The sequence below is a fragment of the Flagellimonas allohymeniacidonis genome (assembly GCF_004296335.1).
In the GTDB taxonomy this organism is placed as follows: Bacteria; Bacteroidota; Bacteroidia; order Flavobacteriales; family Flavobacteriaceae; genus Flagellimonas; species Flagellimonas allohymeniacidonis.
Genome location: NZ_SGIU01000001.1, coordinates 474,780 through 494,817, shown reverse-complemented (window position 1 = coordinate 494,817; position 20,038 = coordinate 474,780). Strand labels below are relative to the sequence as shown.

Genomic DNA, 20,038 nt, shown 5'->3' with positions numbered 1-20,038 from the left:
CATGAGCACAGGCATCAAACATACCTTCCCTTTGGGCTTTCCATGGCAAACTGAAGATCCATTTCTCTTTTGTGTCTATCATTTAGATCACTATCCTAAGGGTGAAGAGACCATGGGGCCGGACCCCAAGCTTCTGGAAGGTCGAAATATAGGCAATGACTTCACCATAAAAGATGGATGGCGGATGTACCATGGCAACACGATACCTGGCTTTCCCTACCATCCGCATCGAGGATTTGAAACCATTACCATTGTGAACAAGGGCTTTTGTGACCATTCTGATTCCCTCGGAGCGGCTGGACGTTTTGGGGAGGGGGATGTGCAATGGATGACAGCCGGAAGAGGAGTGCAGCATTCTGAAATGTTTCCGCTACTAAAGCAAAGTGAAGAAAATCCCTTGGAGCTTTTTCAAATCTGGTTGAACCTACCAAAAGTTGACAAGTTAGTAGAGCCTCACTTTAAAATGCTTTGGCATGAGGATATTCCGGTTGTACAAGAATCCAACGCTGCCATAAAAGTTATTGCCGGGGTTTACAAAGGTTCGGAAGCCAATTCTCCAGCACCCAACTCATGGGCGGCAAAGGCCGAAAATGAAGTAGCTATCTGGAATATAAAGGTAGATGAGAAATCAGAATATGTACTGCCAAAGGCAAAAACCAATGTAAATAGGACCTTGTATTTTTATGAAGGTTCAGAGATTTATTTTGGAGACCGAAAAGTGAATCCAAATTTTGGGATAAGTCTAGATGGTTCCGAAGATGTTACCATTACCATAGGGAAGGAAAAAGCACATTTTCTTCTTCTTCAGGGAAACCCTATCGACGAACGCGTGGCCAAATATGGGCCCTTCGTTATGAACACCAATGCCGAGATAGAACAGGCTATGGAAGAGTATAGGCTCACACAATTTGGAGGCTGGCCCTGGCCCTATCCCGATAATGTTCACGATCGTGAGAAGGGCAGGTTTGCTCTCTATCCTGACGGCACAATCATTGAGAAATAATATTGGTTTTCTTTTCATAATTCATAAATCCTGATACAGGGGTGCAATCAATTCAAGAAAAAATTCTATTTTAAGGGTACCTTGACCAATAATACATAACAATGCATTCGCTAGTTTACCGCTCGGTGGCCAGTGAATCCTTTACTTTATCGGAGATTTACAAAATGCTCAGTGATGCTAGGGATTCCAATGCCGACCATGGTATAACAGGTTGTCTGTTATACCACAACAATCATTTTTTACAACTTTTAGAGGGAACAAAAGAAGAGGTTTTGTCCTTATACAACCGAATCAAAAAAGATCCAAGACATCGTGAAGTGATCACCTTGATGGAAGAACCTCGTTCTGAACGCATTTTTGATGACTGGAGTATGGCTTTCCATGATTATGGACAAAATGGTAGCTCTTCCTACATCAAAATGAAGCAAATTGATGATTTCTTTGCAAAGTCAGGCGCCTATGAAAAGCCCAGCAAGTTGGCCATACCTTTTTTCACCAATGTAAGGGAGATTCTTTTTGGCTGAATTCATATCACTCGCAAATTTGATATTCGATTCGGGTACTTTGGTGCTCGTTTGGTTAGTGCAATTGGTTATTTATCCAAGTTTTGCTTATTACCAGAAGAACGATTTAATCCGTTGGCACAGAAGCTATACAAAAAGAGTCACTTATGTTGTGCTTCCGTTAATGCTAGGTCAACTGATTCTATGCTTTTTTTCCATTTATCTGGAAGTCAATATTGCAACCCTTGCGCGATTGGTAATGGTACTTGCTTTATGGTTGACCACCTTTATGGTTTTTGTACCACTTCATTCCAAAATTGAGGAAAGCCATCAAACAGATACAATTATTACAAAGCTTAAAATGAAAAATTGGTTGAGAACAGCGCTATGGACCCTGTTATTTCTTATCAATTTTGCAGACTAGATTCAAACTCGTGTTATTTGCGCGCCAATAGCTCGTAAGCGCTCGTCGATATTTTCGTATCCACGGTCAATTTGCTCTATGTTTTGAATGGTAGATGTTCCTTTGGCTGAAAGTGCAGCAATCAACAAGGAAACCCCTGCTCGAATATCAGGAGAAACCATGGTGGTCGACTTTAGGGTCGACTTAAAATCGTGCCCAATTACGGTAGCACGATGAGGATCGCAAAGGATGATCTTCGCTCCCATGTCAAGAAGTTTATCCACAAAGAACAAACGGCTTTCAAACATTTTTTGATGAATCAGTACTTCTCCCTTAGCTTGAGTTGCAACAACCAAAATAATACTCAACAAATCAGGGGTCAGCCCTGGCCATGGTGCATCGGCAATGGTTAAAATAGAACCATCTATAAAATTCTGTATTTGATATCCTTTCTCATGCTTAGGGATAAAAATATCATCGTTTCTGCGTTCAAGTGTGATTCCCAACTTTCGAAAAACCGTAGGGATTTGTCCTAAATCCTCCCAGCTGACATTTTTAATGGTAAGTTCACTTTGGGTCATCGCTGCCAAACCTATCCAGCTCCCAATTTCAATCATATCGGGAAGCATGGTATGCTCGGTGCCTCCCAAAGTTTCCACACCTTCAATGACCAACAAGTTAGAACCGATTCCAGAGATTTTGGCGCCCATACGGTTCAACATCTTGCAAAGCTGTTGCAGATAGGGTTCACAAGCTGCATTGTATATGGTGGTAGTACCTTCTGCCAAAACCGCAGCCATCACAATATTGGCTGTTCCCGTAACCGAGGCCTCATCCAACAGCATATAAGTGCCTTTTAGTTTTTCAGCCTCTACTCCATAAAAGTACTCTTCCTTATTGTACCTGAATTTGGCGCCGAGTTGAATAAAACCTTCAAAATGGGTGTCTAGTCGCCTTCTTCCAATTTTATCTCCCCCAGGTTTTGGAATGTAACCCTTTCCAAATCTGGCCAAAAGCGGGCCTACCAGCATAATTGAGCCTCTTAGACCTCGACCATCTTTTTTGAACTGGTCCGATTGTAAATAATCTAAATTGACATCGTCTGCTTTAAAAGTGTAAGAGCCTTTACCCTTTTTCTGGATTTTAACACCAAGGTCCTCCAACAAGGCAATTAACTTATTGACATCGATAATATCCGGAATGTTATTTACCGTAATCTTTTCGGCCGAAAGCAATACGGCACAAAGAATTTGTAAGGCTTCATTTTTAGCCCCTTGAGGTGTTATTTCACCATTAAGCTGATGACCACCCTCTATCCTAAAAGTCCCCATGTTATTTGCTGAAATTTAGTATCGCTTTTTGGACCTTCCTCCGCGTTGTCCTTTTTTACCGCTACCACCATTTCTGTTGGATTTTGAACTACGGCTTTTCAAAAATTGATCGCTCTCTGTCAAACTTTCACCGGCTGGAGCCAAATCGATTTGTCCATCACTGAGTTCCTTTAAGTGTTCAAAAATTGCCGCATCTTCAACACTGTCCTTGTTCCAATTCAGATAGCATTTTTTCATGTGATTGGCGATGGCATATTCCAGGCCAGTTCGCATGTCGCCTTTTTCCCATTTTATGGCCACATCGACCATTCTTTTAATATTGTTTCCATAGAAACGATATTTTGGATGGTTTTGTGGATATTCCAAAGGTTCTGGACGTTGCTGAAGCACTTCTTGCGAAGTTATGGGAAAGGGAGAATCAACATCCAATTTAAAATCAGACATAATGAAAAGTTGGTCCCAAAGTTTATGCTGAAAATCCGGAACATCCCTTAAATGGGGTTGTAGATTACCCATCACACTGATGATGGACTTTGCCACTTTGTTACGTTCTTCGCGATTTTCTATGGAAACCGCATGGTCCACCATTTTCTGAAAATGACGTCCGTATTCCGGAATGTGAAGTTTTTGACGTTCCGTATTATATTCTAAATGTTCTACTAAATTCAAACTGTGATGTATTATGAAATTAAATGGATTGGGAAGTATTACCTAATAACGACTGCAAAATAGTAAAATTATAACAATGCACCCGTTTAAAGGGAAATAACCCCTTCCACCAAAGAGACTTCTTTGTACTTGGCAATCACCTCGTCGGGATTTTTGAGGTGCACCGTTATCGAAATACTGGTGTAATTTCCTTTTTTGGACTTTTTCGATTCTATAACTGCTCCTGTATTATTGAAAATATTGTTGATTTGCTCTATTCGCTTTTCATCTGTGGGAATAATGAACTTGTACAAGTAGTCGGAGGGCCAAGTGGTGTTCTCCAATAATTGTTCCTTAAGTCTTGTATAAAATTCCTCAGATTTATCATGCTCCATGCCACTATTTTTTACAAAGATAATAGGATACATCAGAATTTTTTTTCCTTAGTCTGATTTCCTTACTTTGTTCACTAAACAAATTCCATTTGGGCAAGAAAAAGGTAGTGGTCACAGGGGCCCCGGGAACAGGAAAAACTTCCATTATCAATGGTTTGGAAGAAAAGGGATTCCATTGTTTTCATGAGATTATAAGGGATATGACGTCCAAAGCAAAGACCGAAGGAAAGATTGATTCCTTTGTTTCAAACCCCCTTGTATTCGTTGAAGACTCACTTCAGTTCAATAAGGATTTACTATCAGGGAGAACCCAGCACTATCTGCATTCCTTGAACCTAAGTCACCCTGTAAGCTTTTTTGATAGGGGCATTCCGGATGTTTTGGCTTATATGGACTTTTTTGACCAAGATTATGATGAGGAATTTGTAAGTGCATGCGAAAATTATCGATACAACACCATATTCCTATTGCCGCCCTGGGAACAAATTTATGTTTCGGATAACGAACGTCTGGAGACCTATGCAGAAGCAGAACAAATTCACAACGCCTTATTACATACGTACACCACTTTTGGCTACGAGCCCCTTATTGTTCCAAAAAGTCCGGTTGAACAACGCATTGACTACATTTTGGATAACCTAAACTCTCAGTAGTGCAGGAAACGCCCAGATCTATCTTAAACAAATATTGGGGCCATACTGATTTCAGGGGGTCCCAAAAAAAAATCATTGATGCTGTTCTTTACAAAAAGGATGTACTCACCTTAATGCCCACAGGGGGCGGCAAGTCTATCTGCTATCAGGTGCCTGGACTTCTGCAGGAAGGTATCTGCATTGTGGTATCACCTCTGGTCGCCTTGATTCAAAATCAGGTCGGCGAACTAAAAGCCAAAGGCATTAAGGCCATTGCACTTACTGGGGGCATCTCCTTTGAGGAACTAAATGACTTACTGGACAATTGTCTATATGGGGGCTATAAATTTTTATATCTCTCACCCGAAAGACTGCAGCAATCTTTGGTACAAGAAAGAATCAAAGGGATGAACGTAAACCTCATTGCCATCGATGAAGCCCATTGCATTTCGCAATGGGGCAATGACTTTCGTCCCGCCTATTTGGAATGTGCGGTTCTACGAGATCTACACCCCAATGTTCCGGTATTGGCCCTCACCGCGACCGCTACAAACCGTGTTGCTGACGATATTCTTAGCCTGCTTCACCTAAAGGAACCTATAACATTTAAGGACTCCTTTAAAAGGAGTAATATCGCCTTCTCGGTAAAACATACGGAAGATAAATGGTTCCAGTTAAAAACACTGTTGTCTCAGACCAGAGGTTGCTGCATTATTTATGTCAGATCAAGGAAAATGTGCTCACAGTTAAGTGCTGAATTAAATAGGCATGGTTTTGATTCCACATTCTTTCATGGCGGAATTTTGAGGTCCGAGAAGGAACAACGCTTAGAGCATTGGCTATCCAACAAAGTACCTATCATGGTGGCCACCAATGCCTTTGGTATGGGCGTTGACAAACCCGATGTTCGTTTGGTTGTCCACTACCAAATTCCGGATAGCCTTGAAAGCTATTTTCAAGAAGCCGGCAGGGGCGGTAGGGATGGAAATGAAGCCATGGCAACCATGCTGACCAACAACGAAGACAAGGTCATGGCACAGCGACAATTTCTCACCTCCCTACCCGACACAGCTTATTTAAAACAATTATACAAGCAGCTTTGTAATTATTTTCAGATTTCCTACGGGGAGTTGCCTTTGGAGCCCTTTCCCTTGAATTTCAATCAGTTTTGCAAACAATACAACTTAAATACCAATAAAGTTTACCAAGGCCTGAAACTTTTAGACCAGAATTCCGTGATAGGCCTCACAGATGTGTTCAGTCAAAAAACAACCCTCAGATTCATCACCTCCAAGCGAGATATTTTTGCCTATTTTGAAAAGCATCCCAAAATGAAAAATCTCATTCAGACCATTTTGAGAACCTATGGTGGAGTAACAGATTTTGAGACAAAAATCAACACGCTTCTAATCTCAAAGAAAACCGGGATTTCTGAATCTGACCTGCTTAAAGCTCTTGAACAGCTACAGGTGGATGGAATTCTAGAATACAAAGCAAACAAAAGTGATTTGGAAGTGACCTTTTTGATGCCCCGGGAAGATGACCGTACGATTAACACCTTTGGAAAAAAAATAAGCTCCTTAAATCAAACCAAAGAGCAAAACCTGCAGCAAATGTTGGCCTTTGTTGAAAATGAGAAAGTATGCCGAAGTCAGTTTATTTTACACTATTTCGGTGAAAAAACCACCTCGGCATGCGGTAAATGCGATATTTGTATCCAAAAAATGGGAAAAGAAAGTGTGACAAGTGAAAAAGCAATTCTGGAAGCGCTCAATGAGGAGCCCCTTTCGTCCAGAGCACTGTTTTTAAGGCTGCAGATAGATGAATCCCAACTTTTAAAATGCCTTCAAACCCTATTGGAAGATGAAATCATTCAACTAAACTCAGAAAACAAATATGTCCGCAAAGGAAAATAGAGCATTGCGCATTGTATTTATGGGCACCCCTGATTTTGCTGTTGGCAGCTTAAAGGCGTTACTCCGTGCAGGATTTAATGTGGTGGGAGTGATTACTGCTCCTGACAGACCTGCAGGTAGAGGTAGAAAAATACAGGAATCTGCAGTAAAAAGATTTGCCAAAGAAAAAGAAATTCCCATCCTACAACCTACCAAATTAAAAAGTGAGGTCTTTTTAAAGGAACTTAGGGAACTTGAAGCCAACCTTCAAGTGGTTGTGGCCTTTAGAATGTTGCCGCAGGTGGTCTGGCAAATGCCCGAATACGGCACCTTTAATCTTCATGCATCCCTACTTCCACAATACAGAGGCGCTGCACCCATTAACTGGGCCATAATCAATGGCGAAACAGAAACAGGGGTGACCACCTTCTTTATCGATGAAAAAATTGACACGGGGCATATTATTCTTCAAGAATCTGAGGTCATTCTTCCTTCGGACAGTGCCGGTAGCCTTCATGATAGACTCATGGTAAAGGGAAGTCAACTGGTGGTCGAAACATGTCGACTGATAGCTGAAGGAGACTTGGAGACCAAGCCCCAAAAGCATTTCACCAAAGTAAAGCAGGCTCCCAAGATTCATAAAGACACTTGTAGAATCGATTGGACGGAACCTTTGGATAAAATCCATGACCATATCCGTGGCTTGAGCCCCTATCCTGGGGCTTGGACTTTTTTAGTGCACAATGATGAACAAATGACCTTAAAGGTTTTTGCAAGTCGAAAAGAATTCGTTGAACATGACCAGAAAATAGGTGCTATCTTATCCAATAAAAAAAGCTTGAAAGTTGCGACAAAAAATGGGTGTCTAGAACTTCTGGAAATCCAAATTCCGGGCAAACGAAGAATGAAGACTTCGGAAGTACTTCAGGGGTTTCAACTCAACGAAAGCTCACATATGCGCTAAGCCCTTACTATCACTGGGCTGGCAAAAGCGCCATTTTTATAGCGACTTTATCAACAAACGTTTGAAGTTATCAACAAAAACCTTGATTTCCCTTGGTTTTACTTGCGTGAACTCCAAATCCATATAAATTTGTTCAGCATTAAACTTTTTTTAACAACAATTAATTAAATCCATTATGAACAAAACAGAATTAATCGATGCTATGGCAGCTGATGCAGGCATCACGAAGGCAGCAGCTAAAAAAGCATTGGAATCTTTCTTGGGAAATGTTGAGGGATCACTTAAAAAAGGAAACAGAGTTTCTTTGGTAGGTTTTGGTTCTTGGTCAGTGTCTAGAAGAAATGCAAGAGAAGGTAGAAATCCTCAAACTGGACAAACTATCCAAATTGCAGCTAAGAACGTTGTAAAGTTCAAGGCAGGAGCTGAATTGAGTTCTGCGGTTAACTAATCAATTAGGTTTAAAAAAATATATTAAAGCACTTCCTTCCCGGAAGTGCTTTTTTATTTGGATCAAGTGGGTTTTTGCATTTTAAGGAGAATATATTACATTTAGTAACAAGAAACGCTCAAAATGACCGAAGATAAACCTACAAAAGGTAAGTTGCTCGTTGCCGAGCCTTCTCTTACGGGCGATGTTTCGTTCAATCGGTCCGTAGTACTTTTGGCGGAACACAACCAAGAAGGTTCCGTAGGGTTTATTCTGAACAAACCTCTTGACTATAACATTTGTGATTTAGTTTCCGAAATCACCATTCCCTTTAAGGTTTTTAATGGCGGACCTGTAGAGCAGGACAATCTCTATTTCATTCACAAGGTTCCTCATTTGATTGATAATAGCATCGAGATTTCTGATGGGATTTTTTGGGGAGGCGATTTTGATAAGACGGTTGAGCTTATCAATAATGAAACCATCACCGAACAGGATATCCGTTTCTTTTTAGGGTATTCAGGCTGGGCTTCTTACCAGTTGGACGAAGAACTATTGTCCAATTCTTGGGTAGTTGTCAAAAATGAATATGAAAGTTCTATTCTAGAGAAATCCTCCAATGCCTTTTGGAAGGAAAAAATGTTGGAACTGGGCGGGGATTACCTCCTTTGGTCCAATGCTCCAGAAAACCCTACGCTCAACTAGTAGCTTCCAATCGAGCCTTTGCATTAAGTTTCCCCAACAGATTATTGCCCACAACAGAATCATAGCTCTTTTTCCGGTATTTTGTTATACGGATTATTCCGCTTATGCTGTTGGTAATAAAGAGCTCATCGGCTTTTTGAAGCTCGAAGGGGGAAATGGAAGCCTCTTCCAGTTCAAATTCGGTACCTGAGTTAATAATTTCCATCAGTTTTTTCCTCACAATCCCATTAAGACAACCATCTTGCAGTGGCGGAGTCTTTATTACATTGCCCTTCACCGAAAAAAGATTCCCGTTAATGGCTTCCACCACTTGCTTATCGGTGTTGATGAGCAAGCAGTTATCGTATCCATTTTCGGAGGCATAAACACTAGCGACCACGTTTAGTATTTTGTTGGTGGTCTTCAGGTTGGAAAGCAGGTCTTTGTTGAGATAAAAATCCTTGTAAAGCTCTACTTCATAGGGCTTATCATCGATTAGATAAAAAGAAGCTTGCATGGCTTTCACCTCTATTAAATAAGAAATTTCATTGCTCAATGGACCATAATTTCCCCCATCCTTTCGAAATACCGTTAGCCGTACGCGGGAAGGCGATTCGGACCGTTCATTTGCCGATACGGTTCGCAAGATTTCCTCTTCTAAAAATTCAAGGGTAAAACTCATCGGAATCTCCATACGCAACATGCGCATCGATGCCATCAATCTAAAATAATGGTCCTCCCAAAAAAACAAAGTGCCATTTACAGCTCTAAGGGTTTCGAAGACACCATCCCCAAACTTAAAAGCCCTATTATCATATCCCAAAATTCCTTGGTTTTCAGGGAATAGGACCCCATCAAAATTCACCATAAAAAAAGCCTTGAAAAATCAAGGCCAAAGATACGTTTTAGTGCAGAATTTTTATTTGGAACCGAGGACTTGTTTTAAGTCAGACACTTGATTTTCCCAAAGCATCTTGGCCTCATCAACTTCATCTTCCTCCGCAAAGTCGGTGATAAAAAGTGAAACATCCTTGGTGATTTCATCCACGATAATTCTCATTTCGAAAAAGGAATCATCTTCATTTTCCTCCCATGAAAACTTAACAAATTCGTCGCTTTTCCGCTTTAGCATCTTGGCGTTCTCTTCGGCACCATCCCAGATAAATGTAAACTTCTCACTCCGTGAATTTACATTGTCGGCATACCACTCAGAAAGCCCTGAAGGCGTAGAAATATATTGATATAACAACTGGGGGGAAGCTTGTATTACGAACTCTATTTCAAATTTTATTTTGTCGGACATTCTCGTATTTGATTTTTCCTTTCAACAAATTATATAATTGGGTAAGATATGAAAATAAATATCATATCATAAAATAATAATGAATTTTGATTCGGCAAAAATTAAACTTTATATTTGCACCCGCTAAAACGCACCATGGCGAGGTAGCTCAGGTGGTTAGAGCGCAGGATTCATAACCCTGAGGTCGGGAGTTCAAGTCTCCCTCTCGCTACAAAAAACCCAAGAACTGTTCTTGGGTTTTTTATTTGGGTATTGCGTAAAATGAAGTTATTCAACAATTCTCATTTTTTGAAGCAAAAATGAGGCATTCATATTCTTGCAGACACCTTGCTTCAATCGGTAATCAAAATGTAATTCGTCCCTTTTGATTTCTGTCTCAAAAAAGTAATTGCGAACCTCATTAAGTTCATTTTCGAGAGAACAGAGACTTAAATCATGGGTGGCGATAATTCCGGGCACCCCCATAGCCACTAACCTTTCAATCAGTTTTTTGGAACCTTCGGTCTTGTCCACGCTGTTCGTGCCTTTCAAAATTTCATCCAAAACCACTAAATAGGAACCACGGTCCAGTTCCTCCACAATAAATTGTAATCTCGTGAGCTCAGCAAAGAAGTACGAACTGTTATCGGTCAAGGAATCCGTGGTTCGCATACTCGTAATCAGCTTAATGGGGTGGTATTTACAAGATTTTGCACAAATGGGCAAGCCCAAATTAGCCATCACAACAAACAGCGATACGGAGCGGAGAAAAGTACTTTTTCCAGCCATATTGGCACCGGTTATGATCATAAAATCAGAAGACCTCAGCGATACATCGCTACAAATCCTCTCCTTTGGAGGTATCAGCGGATGTCCTAGTTCCTTGGCTTCAATCAATGTTCCTTTTTGAGGAAGGATTGAGGGATAAATGTTATCCGGGTGATTAAAGGCAAAAGTGGCCATGGAATTATACGCGTCAAAAAATGCTGCGGTCCTGAACCATTGCTCCACAAGCTCTTTGTTTTTTCCAATCCATTTTTCAATGTGAAGGGTGCATTTTAAGTCCCATAGGAAAAATCCATTTCCAAGCAGAGCCACCAAAAGATTGTTGCGGTTGTCAAGGGCGTCCAAAGCAGAAGCAAACTCACTAAAAATAGCAGATGCCTTAGCACTACCTGACTTGATTTTGTCTTTTTCCTTGGCCAGGACCGCTGCGTCGAAATGTTGATTTTCGACTTCCCGAAGCAACTGGGCGTATTGCTGAACCGTTTCGCGAATTTTGCTGACGTGGGAGCTCAACAAGTTTACCTTACGAACAAACAGCGCTGTAATGGTCAATCCAAATAAGAACCAATAAAAAACGATTTGTGGGTTCAGTAGCTCCAAGATAGCACTGGATACAAGTATTACGGACAACCCACCAAAAATGGCTGGAACCCATTTGAGGTACGTAGGCACAAAAGATGTATAATCCCTCAGCCATTTTGATATGGACTCTGTAGTTGTTTCTGTTTTGATGATTCTGGAGATAGCTGTATAATTCTGCCTCCAGTCGTTAAGTTGGGACAGCTCCTTAATGGCTTGCTGTCTTTTCTCAATATCTGTGATATCGTTGGATTTCATTAAATCCGCCAAAAGGCGTATGCCTTCCGTCAGCCCTGTCCGATTCAAATACTGAAAAAATGACCCTCTGCCAAAAAGGTCAACATCCGAACTGAAAAAATGCTTTGGCTCTTCAAATTGGATTCCATCAAAACGGTCCAAATAATCATGGTTCAGCATTCGAATTTCCTCCTGGTTGATTCGTAGAAGTTCTTGGTTTAACCTAAAGGTTGACTTACGGGATTCATACATCCGCAAAAGAAATACGAAGCCGCCTATTCCCAAAATGGAAATACCAACCAAAATCTCCTTGTTTGGATAGAAAAAATAGATGAGGCCAGCGGTCAAAAGGAAAACAGCAATGCGAAGCGTACTTATAAGGTTTAGAGCTTTCTTATCAAGCCGAACCAAGTTTTTGTACGTTTCAATTGCATTCTGATAAAAGTTGTGGGGACCAGCCATAAAAACTTCATTTTCTAGACCGCAAATATAAGGCGGACCTGCTTTACCTGCCTCCATAACCACAGTATGGTTTTTGTGCCTAACTTTGGGTTATGAAGAACACTATTTCTGAAAGGGTTGCTGATTTCTTAAAAGACTTTCCACCTTTTACGAATCTTACCGAAGACGAGTTGTTGCGATTGGCCTTCGAGGTGACGATCTTGTACAAGCCCAACAATGGTATCATCTTCTCTAAGGATGAAACGCCCCATGAATTCTTCTATGTTGTTCATAAAGGTGCGGTCGCGTTAACGGACAAAGACGCCAAGCATCTCACAGACATTTGTGATGAAGGAGATATTTTTGGCCTTAGACCCTTAGTGGCCAACGAGAATTATCAGTTAGATGCAATAGCCCACGAAGAAAGTATACTTTATGCCATTCCTTTTAGGGAATTTAAGCCCATAGCCCTTGACAATCCCCTGGTGGGAAACTTTTTAATTGAAAGTTTTGCCTCAAATACCCGAAATCCATACTCTCAAAAATATAGGGGAAGTCTGTACGGAGTATCCAACAAGGAGGTGGTGCCTCCGGAAAATCGACTGTTGGATTTTCAAAAGGTCAGTTATTCAACGGATTTGGTGACATGTTCTGAGAATACCAAACTAAATAGCTTGGCCCATACAATGACCGATAACCACGTTGGTTCGATTTTGGTCATCAAAAAAAAGCTCCCTGTTGGCATTATAACAGACAAAGATTTGAGAAACAAGGTGCTTTCCGGAGAAGTCCCAATAACCGGTACTGCAAAACAGGTAATGACCTCTCCAGTGATTACCTACCCGAAGGACCTTACCATAACGCAAGCCCAAATGGCCATGATGAAAAGCAATATCAGCCACTTATGCCTTACCGAAGATGGTACTCCTGACACGCCGGTTGTTGGCATTTTATCCAAACACGATGTTATGGTTGCCCTGGGCAACAATCCTGCCGTGCTAATGAGAGCCATTAAGCGCTGCAACTCTACTAAAGAACTCCGGGCCATTAGGCATGGGATTATGAATCTTTTACGAGGATATTTGGAGCAGAATATTCCAATTCGATTGGTCTCAAAAGTTATTTCGGAACTAAAGGACGCTGCCATAAAACAAGTAATTACCCTTGTTGTGGCTAGTCTGGAAAGTCCGCCTCCGGTAAAGTTTGCATGGCTATCCATGGGAAGCCAGGGTCGTGGAGAGCAGCTTCTCAATACTGACCAAGACAATGCCATCCTCTTTGAGGATGTTCCAAAAGCCCAGCTCAAGAAAACTTCTGCCTTTTTTCAAAATTTAGGGGAATTGGTGACCAAAGAACTTAATACCATTGGTTTCGAGTACTGTCCGGCCGAAATGATGGCCTCCAACCCCCTTTGGTGCCATAGTCTTAAGGAATGGAAAGAGGTCACCAATTTTTGGATAAGCAATCCAGGTCCGGATGAAGTACTACTATCGTCCATATTTTTTGATTACAATGTAACTTATGGAGAAAAAGTACTAGTTGACAAGCTCTCCAATCACATTTTTGAAGAAGTACGAAAACATCCCTTGTTTTTAACCCATTTGGCTAGTGGTGCCTTGCAGAACCCATCTCCCAGTGGTTTCTTCCGGGAATTTTTGGTAGAACAAGATGGACAGCACAAGGACTTTTTTGACCTCAAGCAACGGGTTTTAATGCCTATGATTGACGCGGCTCGCGTTTTGATTCTTTCCCATAACGTGAAATCCATCAACAACACCGCGGAACGGTATGAGAAGCTGGCGGAACTTGAACCTCAAAACAGTGAACTCTACCTTGCCTGTTCCTACGCCAGCAAAGCGTTGTTAAAATTTAGAACCATACAGGGACTTCAACATAACGATTCAGGGCGTTTTATTGCCTTGGACCAGCTGGATAAAGAGGAGAAAATCAAATTAAAACGTACCTTCAAAACCTTAAAAGAAATCCAAGAATTATTACAGGTCCGGTTTCAGGTCAAAAGCTTCTTAGGGTAATGAAATCTAGATTCAAACGAGAAAAAAAAGAAGTGCTTCCCAATTTTTGGTGGGAATACCAAGCCAAGTTTTCCGAAGAAGAACCCAAGGAAATTGAGCAAACCACCTTTGTGCTTTGGGATACCGAAACAACTGGTTTCAATGTGACTCAAGACCGAATTCTATGTATCGGAGCTGTTAAGCTATTGAATGGTATGCTTGAAGTGAAGAATAGTTTTGAAGTGTTTCTCTCACAGAATTACTACGATGCCGAAACAGCCAAAATACATGGTATACTCAAGAAGGAAAAAACAACCTGTCTTATTGAGTTGGATGCCCTAAAACAGTTTTTGGATTATATCGGCAATGCTGTTTTGGTAGGCCATCATGTACTGTTTGATGTCAACATGATCAATGAAGCATTAAATAGATTAGGACTTCCAAAATTGAAAAATAAAACATTGGATACCAGCTTATTATATAAGCAAACCCTGTTGGCCACCTCAATGCTGCAGAAAAAGGAACAATACACTTTGGACGAACTTGCGGAAAAATTTGATATCTCTAAAAAGGATAGACATACGGCACTCGGTGATGCCCTCATTACGGCTTATGCCTTTATGGAAATTCTTCAACGATTAAAACCGAAGGACATTAAGGAGTTGTTCAAAAAACAGTATCCCCCACGTTTTAGTATTTGGTAGTTACGATCTCGTTTTAAGGATTTCTTTCACTTCCTCAGGATATAGCGAGGATTTCAATGCCCGATTGCATCTCCCGCATTGCTTGGAATGCGGATATTTTCAACAATTTCCCTTACTTCTTTTGGCGGAGCTTTGGTAAAACTTGAGATGATGATGGCAACACCAAAATTGACCAACATACCCACTGTCCCGAAACCTTCGGGGGATATGCCCCACCACCAGTCTTTTTCTTCGCTCATATCAGGATTTCCGAGCCATCCCAATTTAAAACGGGCAATATAATAGCTAGTAATGCCCAGTCCGGCCAACATCCCAAAAATAGCCCCCTCACGATTCATACGCTTGCTAAAAATTCCCATCACTATGGCTGGAAAAAAGGAACTAGCAGCCAATCCAAAGGCCAAAGCGACAACTGAAGCCACAAAACCTGGTGGGTTTATCCCGAAATAGCCAGCTACCACGACGGCCAATAGGGCAGAAAATCGTGCAATAGCCAATTCACGTTTATCAGAAATGCCCGGCGCCAACTGTTTTTTGATTAAATCATGTGAAATGGAAGTAGAAATTACCAAAAGTAGTCCCGCTGCGGTTGACAATGCAGCGGCGAGGCCACCTGCGGCTACTAAAGCAATCACCCAATTGGGTAGGCCTGCAATCTCCGGGTTGGCCAAAACCGTGATGTCTCGGTCTACGTATAGTTCATTTTTTTCTTCACTGAAATTGTAGATCAAGCGTTCGCCCAATTCTCCACGAGACTCTGAAAATTCTGGCTTCTTACCATTGATAGCGGTACCCGGTAAATATTGAATTCTTCCATCTTCATTTTTGTCGGTCCATGCGATGAGTCCTGTATTTTCCCATTTGGTGAACCATTCCGGGATTTCCTTGTAGGGTTTATTTTGAACGGTTTCCATAAGATTGGTACGTGCGAAAACCGCAATGGCAGGTGCCGTGGTATATAAAATGGCTATAAACAAAAGAGCATAGCCTGCAGATTTTCGTGCATCCTTCACCTTTGGTACCGTAAAAAATCGAATAATTACATGGGGAAGTCCGGCAGTGCCCAGCATTAAAGCCGCCGTAATAAAGAATACATCCATCTTGGACTTGGTTCCATCGGTGTATGCGGTAAATCCCAAATCGGTCATCAACCCGTCAAGTTTGTCCAACAGATATACCCCGTCCTCACCTGCCGAACCAAAACCAATTTGAGGAATAGGATTACCCGTGGCCATTATGGAAATGAATATGGCAGGTACCATAAAGGCAAAAATCAGTACACAGTATTGCGCTACCTGGGTATATGTTATTCCTTTCATCCCACCCAAAAAGGCATAGAACAAAACCACCGCCATGCCAATATATACTCCAGTATCTACCTCTACGTCCAAAAATCGGGAGAAAACCACCCCCACACCCCGCATTTGCCCTGCAACATAAGTGAAAGAGACAAAAAGTGCAGCGATAACAGCAACTGTACGAGCGACATTGGAATAGTACCGATCACCAATAAAGTCTGGTACGGTAAACTTGCCAAATTTCCTAAGATAGGGGGCTAAAAGTAGGGCTAAAAGTACATAACCGCCGGTCCACCCCATTAAATAAACCGATCCATCATAGCCCGAAAAGGCAATAATACCGGCCATTCCCAAAAATGAAGCTGCGGACATCCAATCGGCAGCTGTTGCCAAGCCGTTGGCCAATGGAGATACGCCTCCACCAGCTACATAAAAATCCTTGGTCGAGGAAGCACGTGACCATATCGCAATTCCAATATAAAGGGCAAAAGTAAATCCGACTATAATAAAGGTCCAGGTTTGAATGTCCATTATTCGTCGAGCTTATATTTTTTGTCCAGTTTGTTCATCAAGCGGACATAAACGAAAATAAGAATGACAAAAATGTAAATTGAACCTTGTTGAGCAAACCAAAAGCCCAATTTAAAACCTCCCATTCGGACGGTGTTCAACTCATCAACCAACAAAATTCCAAAACCATAGGAAACCAAAAACCAAATGGAAAGTAAAATGGCAAGGTATTTAAGGTTCTCTCGCCAGTATTTTTTTCGGTTATCGGTGTTCATTTTTGTATTTATCATTGGAATATATGAAATCTCCTGATAAACCTTCCGACAAATTCTTCAAAGTAAAATACCTTTCCATCCAAATCGAGTTAAATTTTGACACTTATACTTAAGTCTGAAACTGCATTAAACAATCTTAACATAAATGAAAAAAATGAGGAACCTTTTCACAAAGTTGGCATCTAAACAAAAAAGTGTTTAATTCAAAGTATAAAAAAACAGTTATGGTCATCAAGAATCCAGCCCTTTTTGCAATTTTTTTATTGCTTTTTATCTCCTGCAGTACCGATACTTCGGATGATGCACCACCAACCGGGAGTGATCAAAACAACATTAGCAGTTTTATAATTTCTGGAGTAAGAGGTACCATAAACGACCAGGAAAACATCATATCCCTTATTCTTCCCGAAGGGACCGATTTGACCGCTTTGACCCCGTCAATAGGCATTCCAACGGGCGCAACGATCAATCCGGAGTCTGATGAGGAGGGTGACTTTTCCAATCCTGTTATTTACGCTGTTACCGCAGAAAATGGTGAGGTGAATGCATATACCGTAATTGTTGACGTAAATGTTTATGCTTTCACTGTTGGTGGTAAATCATATGAATTGATTCGTGAGGAAAGAACCTGGGCTGATGCAGCGGCCTTTGCGGTTTCTCGTGGTGGCTATCTGATTGAAATCAATGATTTGGCGGAGAATCAAGGTGTATTTGTCGAGATCCTTACCAACGGCAATTTTGTTTTTGAAAACCTGCAAAGAGCTGCCGTTTGGATGGGTGGCAACGATTTTGAAACCGAAGGTGTATGGATACTGGACGGCGATAATGATGGTAGTGGGCCTCAATTCTGGGAGGGAGACTTCAATGGAATGGCTGTCGGAGGCCTATTCAACAACTGGGGCCGTGAACCCGATGGTGGGGAAGCACAAAATGCCCTAAGCATGGTTTTAAGGGATACGCCAATTAACAATGCAGGCCAATGGAATGATTTGGACGAAGTTGACGACCGACTCTATTTCGTTATCGAGTTTGATTGATGATTACCCAAAGTGAACGTATTAAACGCCGGTAATCCCCTTTGAGGTTTCAACACCAATTTATTCTGCGCCACTTAAATAATCGGATACATGCTGTCCTATACGCTCTTGAATATGGGACAAATCGGCTTTCTCAAAAGTCTCTCCAGTTATTTGCTCATAGAGTTCAATGTATCGGTCAGAAACGGTTTCAATATAGTCATCACTCATTTCGGGCACGGTCTGACCTTCCAAGCCTTGAAATCCATTAGAAATGAGCCATTGTCTAACAAATTCTTTGGAAAGTTGTTTTTGGTTCTCACCCCTTTCTTGTCTCTCCTCATAACCCTCGGCATAAAAGTAACGCGACGAATCGGGTGTATGAATCTCGTCAATTAAGACTATTTCCCCCTCTTTGGTTTTGCCAAATTCATACTTCGTGTCAACTAAAATGAGACCTTGTTCTGCGGCCAATTCGGTTCCCCTTTGAAAGAGCTTTTGGGTGTAACCCTCCAGAACCTCATAATCCTCTTTTGATACGATTCCGTTGGCAAGGATGTCCTCTTTGGAAATATCCTCATCATGATATCCTTTGTCCGCCTTGGTCGCTGGGGTGATAATCGGGTTGGGGAACTTGTCATTTTCTTTCATTCCTTCTGGCATGGCAACCCCGCAAAGTGTTCGTTTTCCTGCCTTGTATTCTCGAGCTGCATGTCCCGAAAGGTATCCGCGAATTACCATTTCAACTTTAAAGGGGTCGCAGGCCTTTCCAATGGCAACATTGGGGTCGGGTGTGGCCAACAACCAATTGGGCACCAAATCTTCAGTGGCCTTCATCATTTTGGTGGCAATCTGATTTAAAATTTGCCCCTTGTAAGGAATTCCCTTGGGCATAACCACATCAAATGCCGAAAGGCGGTCTGTGGCTATCATCACCAAAAGGTCATTCTTTAGCGTGTACACCTCGCGTACTTTACCTTTATATACCGATAATTGATTTGGAAAATGGAAGTTGGTCTCCATTAAGGTATTTGCCATACCCTTAATTTTGGTGTTCTATGTTTTTATAGGCATCGATTACCTTCTTGACCAGTTTATGTCGAATAACGTCTTTCTCGTCCAAGTATATAATGCCTATACCTTTGATGTTTTTGAGGATGAGGAGGGCCTCTTTTAAACCTGAAATCACCCTTCTTGGCAAATCAATTTGTCCTGGATCACCGGTCAACAAAAATTTGGCATTCTTCCCCATTCGGGTCAAGAACATTTTCATTTGGGCGTGGGTGGTATTTTGGGCTTCATCCAAAATAACGAACGCATTATCAAGCGTTCTACCTCGCATAAACGCCATTGGTGCTATTTGAATGGTACCGTCCTCAATGTATTTTGCCAACTTTTCAGGAGCGATCATATCCCGCAAAGCATCATACAATGGTTGCATGTAAGGGTCCAGTTTTTCCTTAAGGTCACCCGGAAGAAATCCAAGATTTTCACCGGCCTCAACTGCCGGTCGAGTTAATATGATACGTTTTACCTGCTTTTCTTTCAATGCCTTTACCGCCAAGGCCACACCGGTATACGTTTTTCCAGTACCAGCAGGACCAATGGCAAAAACCATATCATTTTCACGGCATAAATCAACCATTTTCCGTTGATTAACGGTTTGTGCCTTTATTAATCTGCCACTAACGCCATGCACCAGAACCTCCCCGCTCGAAGTCGTTGATTCGTAATCTTCACGCCCATTGCTGGTCAAAACGCGTTCAATCATGTTCTCATCCAACTTGTTGTATTTGGCAAAGTGGGATGTGAGCATATCGAACCTTTTATCAAACTCCTCCAAGCGTTCTTCATCTCCGTATACCTTAATCTTGTTGCCCCGGGCTACAATTTTAAGCTTAGGGAAATACTTTTTAAGGAGTTCGATATTTTCATTGCGTTGCCCAAAAAAATCCTGAGGGCTTATTTCTGTAAGTTCAATTATAAGTTCGTTCAAAAAAAGTGGAGTGTTTT

At 41.5% G+C, this 20,038-nt stretch carries 20 protein-coding genes and 1 tRNA gene; 11 read left to right on the top strand and 10 right to left on the bottom strand.

The window, feature by feature from the left end:
* The first annotated feature begins 1 nt into the window (after position 1).
* Positions 2-1,003 carry a pirin family protein gene (locus EW142_RS02120; protein WP_130608983.1) on the top strand — a complete coding sequence of 334 codons (1,002 nt, stop codon included), beginning with the start codon at positions 2-4 and terminating at the stop codon, positions 1,001-1,003.
* A gap of 101 nt (positions 1,004-1,104) precedes the next feature.
* Positions 1,105-1,527 (top strand): BLUF domain-containing protein, encoded by a 423-nt coding sequence (locus EW142_RS02115; protein WP_130608980.1) that lies wholly within the window; start codon positions 1,105-1,107, stop codon positions 1,525-1,527.
* Positions 1,528-1,932: 405 nt separating this feature from the next.
* On the opposite strand, the gene murA is transcribed toward EW142_RS02115, so the two are convergent.
* The 3 genes from murA to EW142_RS02095 all read right to left on the bottom strand — a co-directional run bounded on the left by murA (position 1,933) and on the right by EW142_RS02095 (position 4,283).
* A complete protein-coding gene (gene murA / locus EW142_RS02105; RefSeq protein WP_130608978.1) occupies positions 1,933-3,240 on the bottom strand; it encodes a UDP-N-acetylglucosamine 1-carboxyvinyltransferase in 1,308 nt (435 codons plus the stop codon).
* A gap of 15 nt (positions 3,241-3,255) precedes the next feature.
* Positions 3,256-3,909, bottom strand: coding sequence for a DUF4290 domain-containing protein (locus tag EW142_RS02100; protein WP_130608976.1), 654 nt, complete (start codon positions 3,907-3,909; stop codon positions 3,256-3,258).
* 86 nt (positions 3,910-3,995) lie between these two features.
* On the bottom strand, positions 3,996-4,283 hold the full coding sequence (locus EW142_RS02095; RefSeq protein ID WP_130612390.1) for a DUF493 family protein: 288 nt from the start codon (positions 4,281-4,283) through the stop codon (positions 3,996-3,998).
* Between the two features lie 89 nt (positions 4,284-4,372).
* On the opposite strand from EW142_RS02095, the gene EW142_RS02090 reads away from it, so the two are divergent.
* The 5 genes from EW142_RS02090 to EW142_RS02070 all read left to right on the top strand — a co-directional run bounded on the left by EW142_RS02090 (position 4,373) and on the right by EW142_RS02070 (position 8,906).
* The gene (locus EW142_RS02090; RefSeq protein ID WP_130608973.1) at positions 4,373-4,936 is read left to right on the top strand and encodes an AAA family ATPase; all 564 of its coding nucleotides are present in this window, start codon (positions 4,373-4,375) and stop codon (positions 4,934-4,936) included.
* On the top strand, positions 4,936-6,831 hold the full coding sequence (locus tag EW142_RS02085; protein ID WP_130608970.1) for a RecQ family ATP-dependent DNA helicase: 1,896 nt from the start codon (positions 4,936-4,938) through the stop codon (positions 6,829-6,831). The genes EW142_RS02090 and EW142_RS02085 overlap by 1 nt, the downstream gene beginning before the upstream one ends.
* Positions 6,812-7,774: a methionyl-tRNA formyltransferase gene (gene fmt / locus EW142_RS02080; RefSeq protein WP_130608968.1), complete on the top strand. Its 963-nt coding sequence runs from the start codon at positions 6,812-6,814 to the stop codon at positions 7,772-7,774. Before EW142_RS02085 ends, fmt begins: the two co-directional genes overlap by 20 nt.
* A 175-nt stretch (positions 7,775-7,949) precedes the next feature.
* Positions 7,950-8,222, top strand: coding sequence for an HU family DNA-binding protein (locus tag EW142_RS02075; RefSeq protein WP_130608965.1), 273 nt, complete (start codon positions 7,950-7,952; stop codon positions 8,220-8,222).
* 123 nt (positions 8,223-8,345) lie between these two features.
* Positions 8,346-8,906, top strand: coding sequence for a YqgE/AlgH family protein (locus EW142_RS02070; protein ID WP_130608962.1), 561 nt, complete (start codon positions 8,346-8,348; stop codon positions 8,904-8,906).
* On the opposite strand, the gene EW142_RS02065 is transcribed toward EW142_RS02070, so the two are convergent.
* Together EW142_RS02065 and EW142_RS02060 are read right to left on the bottom strand one after the other, a co-directional pair.
* Entirely contained in the window at positions 8,899-9,753 is an 855-nt protein-coding gene (locus EW142_RS02065; protein ID WP_130608959.1) for an aminotransferase class IV, read from the bottom strand. The genes EW142_RS02070 and EW142_RS02065 overlap by 8 nt on opposite strands.
* A 51-nt stretch (positions 9,754-9,804) precedes the next feature.
* Positions 9,805-10,188: an START-like domain-containing protein gene (locus tag EW142_RS02060; protein WP_130608956.1), complete on the bottom strand. Its 384-nt coding sequence runs from the start codon at positions 10,186-10,188 to the stop codon at positions 9,805-9,807.
* Positions 10,189-10,325: 137 nt separating this feature from the next.
* Between EW142_RS02060 and EW142_RS02055 the strand changes: the two genes are divergently transcribed.
* Positions 10,326-10,399 (top strand) — tRNA-Met (locus EW142_RS02055).
* 56 nt (positions 10,400-10,455) lie between these two features.
* On the opposite strand, the gene EW142_RS02050 is transcribed toward EW142_RS02055, so the two are convergent.
* Positions 10,456-12,231, bottom strand: coding sequence for a MutS-related protein (locus tag EW142_RS02050; RefSeq protein ID WP_130608953.1), 1,776 nt, complete (start codon positions 12,229-12,231; stop codon positions 10,456-10,458).
* Between the two features lie 92 nt (positions 12,232-12,323).
* Between EW142_RS02050 and EW142_RS02045 the strand changes: the two genes are divergently transcribed.
* Positions 12,324-14,243, top strand: coding sequence for a DUF294 nucleotidyltransferase-like domain-containing protein (locus EW142_RS02045; protein WP_130608950.1), 1,920 nt, complete (start codon positions 12,324-12,326; stop codon positions 14,241-14,243).
* Positions 14,243-14,926: a 3'-5' exonuclease gene (locus EW142_RS02040; protein ID WP_130608948.1), complete on the top strand. Its 684-nt coding sequence runs from the start codon at positions 14,243-14,245 to the stop codon at positions 14,924-14,926. Before EW142_RS02045 ends, EW142_RS02040 begins: the two co-directional genes overlap by 1 nt.
* Before the next feature lie 53 nt (positions 14,927-14,979).
* On the opposite strand, the gene EW142_RS02035 is transcribed toward EW142_RS02040, so the two are convergent.
* Together EW142_RS02035 and EW142_RS02030 are read right to left on the bottom strand one after the other, a co-directional pair.
* Positions 14,980-16,755, bottom strand: a complete 1,776-nt coding sequence (locus EW142_RS02035) for a sodium:solute symporter family protein (protein ID WP_130608945.1) — start codon at positions 16,753-16,755, stop codon at positions 14,980-14,982.
* Positions 16,755-17,009, bottom strand: a complete 255-nt coding sequence (locus EW142_RS02030; RefSeq protein WP_130612387.1) for a DUF4212 domain-containing protein — start codon at positions 17,007-17,009, stop codon at positions 16,755-16,757. The genes EW142_RS02035 and EW142_RS02030 overlap by 1 nt, the downstream gene beginning before the upstream one ends.
* Positions 17,010-17,233: 224 nt before the next feature.
* On the opposite strand from EW142_RS02030, the gene EW142_RS02025 reads away from it, so the two are divergent.
* On the top strand, positions 17,234-18,046 hold the full coding sequence (locus tag EW142_RS02025; RefSeq protein ID WP_130608942.1) for a DUF5018 domain-containing protein: 813 nt from the start codon (positions 17,234-17,236) through the stop codon (positions 18,044-18,046).
* A gap of 60 nt (positions 18,047-18,106) precedes the next feature.
* Here EW142_RS02025 and EW142_RS02020 read toward each other — a convergent pair whose 3' ends face one another.
* Positions 18,107-19,063, bottom strand: coding sequence for a phosphoribosylaminoimidazolesuccinocarboxamide synthase (locus EW142_RS02020; RefSeq protein ID WP_130608939.1), 957 nt, complete (start codon positions 19,061-19,063; stop codon positions 18,107-18,109).
* 4 nt (positions 19,064-19,067) lie between these two features.
* Positions 19,068-20,021: a PhoH family protein gene (locus tag EW142_RS02015; RefSeq protein ID WP_130608936.1), complete on the bottom strand. Its 954-nt coding sequence runs from the start codon at positions 20,019-20,021 to the stop codon at positions 19,068-19,070.
* Positions 20,022-20,038 lie beyond the last annotated feature (17 nt).

Bases quoted from the DNA above. Each gene is read 5' to 3' on its own strand.
- EW142_RS02065 (WP_130608959.1), bottom strand. From the start codon at position 9,753: ATGGTGAATTTTGATGGGGTCCTATTCCCTGAAAACCAAGGAATTTTG.
- EW142_RS02070 (WP_130608962.1), top strand. From the start codon at position 8,346: ATGACCGAAGATAAACCTACAAAAGGTAAGTTGCTCGTTGCCGAGCCT.
- EW142_RS02030 (WP_130612387.1), bottom strand. From the start codon at position 17,009: ATGAACACCGATAACCGAAAAAAATACTGGCGAGAGAACCTTAAATAC.
- EW142_RS02020 (WP_130608939.1), bottom strand. From the start codon at position 19,063: ATGGCAAATACCTTAATGGAGACCAACTTCCATTTTCCAAATCAATTA.
- EW142_RS02045 (WP_130608950.1), top strand. From the start codon at position 12,324: ATGAAGAACACTATTTCTGAAAGGGTTGCTGATTTCTTAAAAGACTTT.
- EW142_RS02075 (WP_130608965.1), top strand. From the start codon at position 7,950: ATGAACAAAACAGAATTAATCGATGCTATGGCAGCTGATGCAGGCATC.
- murA (WP_130608978.1), bottom strand. From the start codon at position 3,240: ATGGGGACTTTTAGGATAGAGGGTGGTCATCAGCTTAATGGTGAAATA.
- EW142_RS02060 (WP_130608956.1), bottom strand. From the start codon at position 10,188: ATGTCCGACAAAATAAAATTTGAAATAGAGTTCGTAATACAAGCTTCC.
- fmt (WP_130608968.1), top strand. From the start codon at position 6,812: ATGTCCGCAAAGGAAAATAGAGCATTGCGCATTGTATTTATGGGCACC.
- EW142_RS02115 (WP_130608980.1), top strand. From the start codon at position 1,105: ATGCATTCGCTAGTTTACCGCTCGGTGGCCAGTGAATCCTTTACTTTA.
- EW142_RS02050 (WP_130608953.1), bottom strand. From the start codon at position 12,231: ATGGCTGGTCCCCACAACTTTTATCAGAATGCAATTGAAACGTACAAA.
- EW142_RS02035 (WP_130608945.1), bottom strand. From the start codon at position 16,755: ATGGACATTCAAACCTGGACCTTTATTATAGTCGGATTTACTTTTGCC.
- EW142_RS02120 (WP_130608983.1), top strand. From the start codon at position 2: ATGAGCACAGGCATCAAACATACCTTCCCTTTGGGCTTTCCATGGCAA.
- EW142_RS02095 (WP_130612390.1), bottom strand. From the start codon at position 4,283: ATGGAGCATGATAAATCTGAGGAATTTTATACAAGACTTAAGGAACAA.
- EW142_RS02040 (WP_130608948.1), top strand. From the start codon at position 14,243: ATGAAATCTAGATTCAAACGAGAAAAAAAAGAAGTGCTTCCCAATTTT.
- EW142_RS02025 (WP_130608942.1), top strand. From the start codon at position 17,234: ATGGTCATCAAGAATCCAGCCCTTTTTGCAATTTTTTTATTGCTTTTT.